Below are 9,150 nucleotides of genomic sequence, written 5' to 3'. Positions count from 1 at the left end.
CGGCGCTCCATGCCCAGCAGGCGCGCGGCGCCCACCACGGCGAGGCTCATGGGAAAGCCCACGTCGACCTGCACCCAGTCCAACCCGCCCACGAAGATGCCTCCCATGAGCCCGCGCTCCAAGCGTCAGGCCCGTTGCGTGCGTCCGGTGCTCGCTGGTGTCCTCGTCCCTGTTCCCCGGTGCGTGGGACACCCTTCACGCACCTCCATACCCGTCGCACCCTGTCGCACCCCGTAGACAGATGGGTGCCGGGCTCGTGAGCTGATCGCGGCCCACCACTACGACAGAGACGTGTCGGTGATCCAGACCTCCGCGATCAGCTTCGCGATCTCGTGAGCGTCTCCCCCCCTGGCGCCTCCCAACCCGGCGGAATCTCAGCGCGTGTGTCTCGCGATCAGGGCCGCGCACGCCTGCAGCAGGTCACTACAACATGCAACAGGGTTGTGTCTGATGACACCAGGTAGGGGCATGGATCACACGGCCGTTCGGACGGTCTCTGCCCTCCATCCGAAACCCCCGTTGTCAGGGATTGCGCGACCCATTCTCAAACTCCACGAAAGACAGAAGACAGCCAGATTCAGGGATTGATTTCGTATCCAGAATGTCGCTGGCGGAGGGGTGCCAGCGCACCGCGGCACGGGGCGACATACGAGCGGAGCCACTGCATCCATGGACGGGGCGAGGTCTGGTCTGCCCGAATGCACCGCTTGAGAGTGATTGGCCGTTACCGGCCGCGACTCATCTCATGCCTTGAAGCTTCACAGGGGGAAAGACCATGGCCGTGCTGTTGAGAGTGATGTGTTGGAATATCGCTGAAGGGAACATGACGGGGACGCTCGATGCCAACTCCATGTTGCCTCGGCTGGCGGAGGAGATTCGCGCACTGGCGCCTGACATCGTCTTCCTCAACGAGGCGAGGAACGAGCGGCCCTGGCCCTATGGAAGTGGCGTCAACCAGGTGGTCCGCCTCTCGGAGTTGACGGGACTCCCGTACCGGCACTGGGCCAACACCAATGCGCTTGGACTGCGGGGCCACAAGGCCGTGGGCATCCTGTCGCGGTTCCCCCTGGAAGCGGCTGTCTACCACCCGGTGATGTATGACGGGGACACGACGGGGTTCGGGACGGTGGAGAGCAGCTTCGTCGTGGATGGCAGGCGCATCCACATCTTCTCCACGCGGTTCAACCCGGTCCATCACGGCAACCCGGAGTTCGACTGGCAGCGGGAGCTGGCGGAGAACGTCGCGGGCCACCACCAGGCCGCCGCGATGACCGCGGGGCGGGACCCGAACATCCCCATCATCTTCGGGGGTGACTTCAACGCCTGGCCGCAGGCGGACCTCCACAGGCCGCAGTACGAGCACTTCATGGCGCACAGCACGCTGGCCAACACCCTGCCCGCGTATCCGCAGGTGCATCCGGGGGACGAGGCGCCGGACTCCCCCGACTTCATCTACTTCCGGGGGCCGTACTCGGTGAGGAGGGTGTCGCGCCGGTCGCCGCCGAACAACCCGACGGACCACCCCTATGTGCTGGCGGAGCTGCAGTCGCCGCAGGAGGGCTTCACCCTCACGTACGGCAGCAGCATCAAGCTCCGGCACAGCGCGACCGGCAGGGCGCTGCACTCGCACCTCGCCAACTACGGGCACACCGGTACGTCGGGCCAGCAGCAGGTGACGGCCTACGAGGGCTACGACGACAATGACTGGTGGCGCATCCGGGGCCCGGATGGGTCCGCGAGCTCCTACCGGCTGGGCATGCCGGTGAACCACGGTGACGTCATCCGGCTGTACCACCGGGCCACCTGGCGCAACCTGCACAGCCATGGCGGTCATCCCTCGCCCGTCACCGGGCAGCAGGAGGTCACCTGCTACGGGGACAACGGCATCGGCGACGGCAACGACAACTGGCGCGTCGAGGTGGAGGGCGGAGGGGCGTGGACGGGCGGCAAGCGGGTGAAGCTCATCCACGTCGCCACCAACCACGCCCTGCACTCGCACTACGGGCACTCGCATCCGGATTGGACGCGGGGCCAGCAGGAGGTCACCTGCTACGGCGACCGCGACGACAACGATTGGTGGTCGGTGTTCGCGGCGTTCGGCTTGGACGGCAAGGACCCCATCTGAAGCAGCCCGGCGGCAAGGGCCCACTCCGCGCGGCATGCGCGGGGTGGGGCCCCTCGGAGCGCGGAAATCCTTGCCTGCCCCAAGGCGTGCCCGCTGTCAGTCCCGCAGCCGCGCGGCGAGCCGTGTGAAGCGCTTCTGGGTGTCCCCGTTGCGCACGGCAATCCCTAGCGCCTTCTTGCTTCCCACCAGCACCACCAGCCTCTTGCCACGCGTCACACCGGTATAGAGCAGATTGCGCTGCAGCAGCGTGTAGTGCTGCGTATGCAGGGGCAGCACCACGCACGGGTATTCGCTTCCCTGTGACTTGTGCACGCTCGTGGCGTAGGCCAGCACCAGCTCGTCGAGGTCCGACCAGGTGTAGGCCACCGGCCGCCCGTCGAAGCGCACCACCAGCGACTGCTCGTCCTTGTCGATGGCCTCCACCCGCCCGATGTCCCCGTTGAAGACGCCGAGCTCGTAGTTGTTGCGCACCTGCATCACCTTGTCGCCCACCCGGAAAGTCCGGTTGCCCCGGGCGAGCTCCTCTCCGGAGGGGTTCAGGTGCTCCTGCAGCGCGGTGTTGAGGCTCGCCGTCCCGATGAGGCCCCGGTTCATCGGCACGAGCACCTGCACCTCGTCCACCGGGTGCAGGCCGAAGCGGCGGGGGATGCGCTCCTTCACCAGCGTCTTCAGGGTCGCGAGGATGGCCTCCGGCTCCTCCTTCTCCACGAAGTAGAAGTCCGCCATCGCATCCGCCGCGGGGACCTGGGGCAGCTCCCCCTGGTTGATGCGATGGGCGTTGGTGATGATGAGGCTGGCCTGCGCCTGGCGGAAGATGTGCTTCAGCCGCACCACCGGCACGTGCCCGGAGACGATGATGTCCTGGAGCACGCTGCCCGGCCCCACGCTCGGCAGCTGGTCCACGTCCCCCACGAGCAGGAGCTGGCAGTGGGGCGGCAGCGCCTTGAGCACGTTGAGCATCAGCACGGTGTCCACCATGGACACCTCGTCGAGCACCAGCACGTCGGCTTCGAGCGGGTTGTTCCGGTCGCGCTGGAAGCCGTGGGTGCGGGGGTTGTATTCGAGCAGCCGGTGGATGGTCTCCGCCTCGCGCCCCGTGGCCTCCCCCATCCGCTTCGCCGCGCGTCCGGTGGGCGCCGACAGCAGGAGCTTGCGGCCCTTCTTCTCCAGGATGGAGAGGATGGCGTTGACCAGCGTCGTCTTCCCGGTGCCCGGGCCTCCGGTGATGACCAGCACCTTGGCCACCATCGCCTGGCGCACCGCCTCCTTCTGCTCGGGGGCGAGCGACAGGCCCTGGCGGCCCTCGAACCATGCAATCGCCCGCTCCACGTCCACTTCCAGGGGCCGCGCGGGCCAGGCGGCGAGCGCCTTGAGGAGGTTGGCGACTCCGACTTCCGATACGTGAAGGGCCTTCAGGTACACCGCCTCGCAGGCGTCCTCGGGGCGGGGCTGGGAGAAAGCGCTGGCCCCTTCCACGGCGAGGTACTCGGCGGCGGCCAGCCGGGTGATGGCCGCCTCCACGAGCTCGGGCGTCACCTCCAGCATCTCCACCGTGCGCGCGGTGAGCTTGTCGCGCGGCGCGTAGAGGTGGCCCTCCTCGGAGAACTCGCGGAGCACGTGCAGCACGCCCGCCTCGGCGCGCTTGGGCGAGTGCGTGGGCACGCCCATCGACTGAGCGATGCGGTCGGCGGTGCGAAAGCCGATGCCGTACACGTCGATGGCCAGCCGGTACGGGTTCTCCTGCACCACGGAAGTCGCCTGGGCGCCGTACTGCTTGTAGACCTTCACCGCGAAGCTGGCCGGCACCTCGTGGGTCTGCAGGAAGACCATCACCTGACGGATGTCGCGCTGCTCGGCCCAGGTCTCGCACAGCAGCTTGCGCCGCTTCTCCCCGAAGCCCTTCACCTCCGCCAGCCGCTCGGGCTTCGAGTCGATGACGTCCAGCGTCTCCAGGCCGAAGTGCTGCACCAGGCGCCGGGCCATCGCCGGGCCCACGCCCTTCACCAGCCCGCTGCCAAGGTACTTCTCGATGCCCACCAGCGTCGCCGGCTTCACCGTCGCGAAGGAGACGACCCGGAACTGCTCCCCGTACTTCCTGTCCTGCACCCACCAGCCGGTGAGGCGGAGGGACTCTCCCGGCTGGGCGCCCAGGAGGTTGCCCACCGCGGTGATGGGCTCCTTGCGGCCGTGGACCGCCACCCGCACCACGCTCCAGGCGGCCTCCTCGTTGGTGTAGGTGATGCGCTCGAGGCTCCCCTCCAAGGTCGTGGTGGGGCGCGCGGGGGCGTTGGCCTCGCGAGATACCGGGGCACCGTCCCGCGCGACGGGAACGGCGCCCTCCACGTCGGCGGTGTAGACCGGGCGGGGAGGAGAGGCGGACATGGCGCCAGAAGGTAACAGGGCGGGCCGCTGTTGCCTCGGCGGTGCGTGCCAGGCCCCCCGCCCCTCACGGCTGCCTGCCTGCCCTTCCAGCGGGAGGTGCCGGACGAGGCCCGGAGTCCCTCAGAGGCGCCGTCCGGCTCCGCCCATCGGGCTTCGACCCTCCCCCTCCCCGGCCCCGCTCCTGCGAGGCGTCTGGTGCGCGCCAGCCTGAGCCGGTTGCCCATGGGCGCCACTCTTCCCTCTCCGCCGCCGCCGCCGCTTCTTCGAAGAAGCGTCCCCGGCCTGTCCTCCGAGCTCCCGCAGCACCCGGGCGCGGACACCGCCCTCCAGGCGCAGCTCCTGCATGAGCGTGTGCACCTGCCGGGCACCGTGCGGGTGGCGAAGCGCCTCGCTGAGCCGCTCGACGATATCGATTCGCAACGCCACGGGGCCGAGCACTTCATATCCGAAGGCTCGCGCACTCCGGCCACCAAGCTCCGCGACATCGAGCGTGGGCTCTCGCGGAATGCCCTTGGGCGATGGCCCCTGCTGGAACAGCGCCGTCAGCATGTAGCGGCGCTCGAGCGCATGCGGTGCGAGCGCCTCGGCGACGTAGAGGAAGCGCCGTCCCTCGCGGACGCCCAGCGCCCTCAAGCGCTCCCGTGACTCATCGTCCAGGAGCCCCCACTGCTCGCGCGCCTCACCCTGGGAAATCACGCCCAGCCCCTCGGCCAGGCGGTAGGCGAGGCCACGCATCGCCGCGGAGCGCCCCGCTCCGGTGAGCGCCTCGGCTGGAAAGCCCCCCATGGCCTCGGTGACGAGGTCCCGCGCCAGCGCCAGCAACCGGCGCTCGAGCCGCTGCCGCGCGCCTCCGGTCCAGACCTCCGGCTCCGCCAGCGCCAGCTGCGGCGAGCGCCGGTCCTTCCCGCGAACCAGACGGGCCAGCGGCTGCCCTTCGAACGAGATGCCGCCTGACGCATCCACCTCGAAGGCTTCATGCGTCGCGTCGACCACCCGCTGGACGAACTGCTCCTCGGTCATCGCGCCGCCGTCCGCGTCCGGCAGCTCCCCCAGCAGGAGCCCCAACCTGGCGAAGGGGCTGTCCGGCCTCGGCGGAGCGTGTGCGGCGGCCCTCACGAAGCGGCGTGCGCTCCTCCTCGCGGCCCGTTGCACGAAGCGCTCCACGAGCCGTTCATGCAGGGCGTCGCCCAGCGCGTCCTCGATGCGGCGGGTGCGCTCCTGCCAGTGCTCGGCGTCGTGCAGCCAGCTCGAACGGTGGCTGATGTACGTCCAGATGCGGATGGCGGCCAGCCGGTCCATCAGGGTGTGGATGTCCCCGGAGACGTCATCGAGCGGAGACACCTGCTTCGCCAGCCAGGCCTGCTCCAGCTTCCCGTCCCCCTCGGAGAGCTGGAGGAAGGTCTCTCGCAACAGCGCCACGTGCTGGCCGAAGAGCCCCTTGCGAAAATCCGGAATCTGGCAGACCTGCCACAGCAGCTCGACCATGGCCCGGTCGGTGGTGACCTCGCGAATGGCTGGATGGTGCGAGAGCTCCTTGAGCGCATCGAAGTCGTCCGCGCGCTCCACCCGGATGAAGGCGCTGTGGTGCGGGGCTCGCGACAACGAGTCCAGCAGGGCCTCCGGGCTCGAGAAATCGAGCGCGGTATTGCGCCAGATGAGACTGCGCACCGATGGGAAACGATGTGACTCGATGGCCGAGACCACGCGCGGGTGCAGCTCACCCAGCGTGTTCAGGGTCCCGAAGCTCCCGTCATTCAGGTGGCGCCCCGCGCGGCCCGCAATCTGGGCCAGCTCGTCCGGAAAGAGGTCCCGCTGCTCGGCGCCGTCGAACTTGTTGAGCGCCGCGAAGGCCACGTGGTTGAGGTCGAGGTTCAGTCCCATGCCAATGGCATCGGTGGCCACGAGGTACTGGACCTCCCCTGACTGGTACATCGCCACCTGGGCATTCCGCGTCCTCGGGGAGAGCGCGCCCAGCACCACGGCAACCCCGCCCCGGAGGCGGCGCAGCGCCTCGGCGAGCTCGTACACGCGGTCCGCGGAGAACGCGACCACGGCCGAGCGCGGAGGAAGGCTCTTCAGGGAGCGATGCCCGGAATAGCGAAGCTGGGACAGGCGGGTGGCGCGCTTCAGCGAGACCTGGGGGATGAGCGCCTGGACCATCGGCCGCATCGTGTCCGCGCCGAGGAACCAGGTCTCCTTCAGCCCACGCGCATGGAGCAGCCGGTCGGTGAAGACGTGCCCGCGCTCGCGGTGGGCGGCGAGCTGGATTTCATCCACGGCGAGGAAGTCCACCGGCCTATCGGTCGGCATCGCCTCGACGGTGCAGATCCAATAGTCGGGGCGTGGAGGCAGGCGCTTCTCCTCGCCTGTCATCAGCGCGACCCGCCCTTCGCCCACCCGGGCGGTCACCCGGTCGTAGACTTCGCGAGCGAGCAGGCGGAGTGGCAGACCCATCATGCCCGTGTCGTGCTCGAGCATGCGCTCGATGGCGCGGTGGGTCTTCCCCGTGTTCGTAGGCCCCAGCTCCGCCACGACGACGGACGACCGGCTGGATGGGGTGGAGCTCATTGGCGGAGTCTAACCTCATGCAGCGCCGTCCGCCCTGAGAGCTGGCCCACCGAGAGGCCGAGCACGGCTGCTTCCAGCGGGGAGAAAGCAGGCAGCGGGAAACCATCTCGCCACGGGGCCCCCCAGCTCCTTTACTTCGCGGCCGCAGGCGATTGGATCGCCCCTCCATGAAAGAACGTGACGACCTCCCCTGGCTGGTGATTCTCCTGGCGGCGCTTTCGTGCACCGTGCCCCAGCCGCCGATGGACGGAAAGTCGTGCGACTCCGCCCAGCGGTGCCTCGATGGCTATACCTGCGTAGCGGGGCTCTGCGTTTCCGGCCATCCGAGTCCTCCCCCCCAGAGCCAGGCCGCTCCACCGAGGGGGCTCTGCTCGGTGGATGGATGGTGCTTCGAGCAGCCCGTTCCGCAGGGACAGATTCTCAGGGCGGGAATCGCCGCGAGCCGAACCGAGGTATATGCGGCCGGCAACGGAGGGACCGTCCTCCGCTACGACGGCCAGACGTGGAGCCGCGAGGACACCCCCACCCGCGCGACCCTGCGCGGCATGTGGATGGACGATGCGGGCACCCGCTGGGTGGTGGGAGACGAAGGGACCATCCTTCGCCGGACCGAGGCCAGCGGGGCCTGGGCGAAGGTGGATTCGCCCACCCAGCTCCGCCTGAATGCCGTGAGCGGCTCGGGTCCCGACGACGTCGTGGCCGTCGGTGAGCAGGGCACCGTGCTCTCCTGGAACGGCGCCAGCTGGTCCTCGGTGGACGCCGGCACGCAGGCGTCGCTCAAGAGCGTGTGGAGCGCCGGAAGCGACGACCACTGGATGGTCGGCGAAGGGGGCACTGCCCTGCACTGGGTGGAGCCCACCTTCGAGCCCCATTCGTTCACGACCTCGGACCTGAACGGTATCTCCGGCGTGCCGGGGAGCGACCTCTGGGTCGTCGGAAATAGCGGAGCTCACTTTCGCTGGACTGGAGGGACCTGGCAGCCCGTTGACAGCAACACTCCCCATCACCTCCTCGCCGTATGGGCAGCGAACAACCGCAGCGTCTTCGTCTCCGCCGGCGGCGTGGGCTTTCCCACCAGCCTCGTCTGGAACGGGAGCTCCTGGCAGGAGAAGTATCCGGCCTCCGACCTGAGCCTGCCCCTGGCCCTCACGGGGACCGCGCCAGACGATGTCTGGCTGTTCGGACAGCACGGCGTCATCCGTCACTTCGATGGAGCCGTCTGGGAAATGCGGTCCGAAGATGTCCCCGGATACATCTCCGACATCTGGGGCACGAGCCCGCTGAACGTGTGGACGGTCGATTCCTTTTTCGGTGTCGTGCGACGCTTCGACGGACAGCAATGGACCCGCGTGCACCTGCCCCCGGACCTCGATGAGTCCCATCCCACCGCGGTCTTCGGTTTCTCCGCGGAGGACGTCTGGTTCGGAACCGGAACCGGCCAGTTGCTGCGGTTTCGAGGACTGGGCATCGAAGCGGTCACCATGGAGTTCGTCGTCCCCCCGCTGCGCGCCCTCTGGGGCGCTGCTCCCGACGACATCTGGGCCGTGGGTAATTCCGGCACGCTCCTTCGCTACCGCGGAGAGCGCTGGAGGCTTCAGGGCAGCGGAACGGAGCGGAACCTCAACGGAATCTGGGGCTCCGCCTCGAACGATGTCTGGACCGCCGGAGACCTGGGCACGCTCCTGCATTTCGACGGCTCGGCGTGGAAGGCCGTTCCCAGTGGGACATCCGCTCATCTCCTGGACATCTCGGGCAGCGCCGCCAACGACGTGTGGGCGGTCGGCGTCGGCGTCTTCCTCCACTACGACGGGACTCAGTGGCGCAGCGTGCCGGGTGCGGAGGGCTTGCAGGTGAACGGGGTGTGGGCCGCCTCCCCCCAGGAGGCGTACGCGGCGACAGAAGACGGCAAGGTGCTCCACTGGAACGGCACCGTCTGGACGCTCAAGGAGTCGGGAACGGATTCAATCAGCCTCTCCGACGTCACCGGTTTCGGCCCGGGGGACCCCTGGGTGGTGGGGAACCAGGGGACGGTGCTGCGCCGCAAGCCCGCGCGATGACTGCGGACCCGTGCGCGT

The 9,150-nt window shown here is 68.8% G+C and carries 4 protein-coding genes; 2 read left to right on the top strand and 2 right to left on the bottom strand.

Going from position 1 to position 9,150, the window contains the following annotated elements; all coding sequences use genetic code 11:
• The first annotated feature begins 775 nt into the window (after positions 1 to 775).
• Positions 776 to 2,125: an MIR domain-containing protein gene (locus K8638_RS39550; RefSeq protein WP_370644229.1), complete on the top strand. Its 1,350-nt coding sequence runs from the start codon at positions 776 to 778 to the stop codon at positions 2,123 to 2,125.
• 96 nt (positions 2,126 to 2,221) lie between these two features.
• On the opposite strand, the gene K8638_RS39545 is transcribed toward K8638_RS39550, so the two are convergent.
• Together K8638_RS39545 and K8638_RS39540 are read right to left on the bottom strand one after the other, a co-directional pair.
• Positions 2,222 to 4,507, bottom strand: a complete 2,286-nt coding sequence (locus tag K8638_RS39545; RefSeq protein ID WP_223759929.1) for an ATP-dependent RecD-like DNA helicase — start codon at positions 4,505 to 4,507, stop codon at positions 2,222 to 2,224.
• 120 nt (positions 4,508 to 4,627) lie between these two features.
• On the bottom strand, positions 4,628 to 7,075 hold the full coding sequence (locus K8638_RS39540) for a helicase-related protein (RefSeq protein WP_223759928.1): 2,448 nt from the start codon (positions 7,073 to 7,075) through the stop codon (positions 4,628 to 4,630).
• A gap of 167 nt (positions 7,076 to 7,242) precedes the next feature.
• Here K8638_RS39540 and K8638_RS39535 point away from each other — a divergent pair, with 167 nt between their 5' ends.
• Entirely contained in the window at positions 7,243 to 9,132 is a 1,890-nt protein-coding gene (locus K8638_RS39535) for a hypothetical protein (RefSeq protein WP_223759927.1), read from the top strand.
• Positions 9,133 to 9,150: the final 18 nt, after the last annotated feature.

This window comes from Myxococcus sp. RHSTA-1-4 (genome assembly GCF_020037125.1).
GTDB lineage: Bacteria > Myxococcota > Myxococcia > Myxococcales > Myxococcaceae > Myxococcus.
Note: the sequence above shows the minus strand (reverse complement) of the source record. Positions and strands in the feature narration are given on the sequence as shown.

What these genes read in the sequence shown, in the direction of transcription:
- K8638_RS39550 (WP_370644229.1), top strand. Translation starts at nt 776, where the DNA reads ATGGCCGTGCTGTTGAGAGTGATGTGTTGGAATATCGCTGAAGGGAAC.
- K8638_RS39545 (WP_223759929.1), bottom strand. Translation starts at nt 4,507, where the DNA reads ATGTCCGCCTCTCCTCCCCGCCCGGTCTACACCGCCGACGTGGAGGGC.
- K8638_RS39540 (WP_223759928.1), bottom strand. Translation starts at nt 7,075, where the DNA reads ATGAGCTCCACCCCATCCAGCCGGTCGTCCGTCGTCGTGGCGGAGCTG.
- K8638_RS39535 (WP_223759927.1), top strand. Translation starts at nt 7,243, where the DNA reads ATGAAAGAACGTGACGACCTCCCCTGGCTGGTGATTCTCCTGGCGGCG.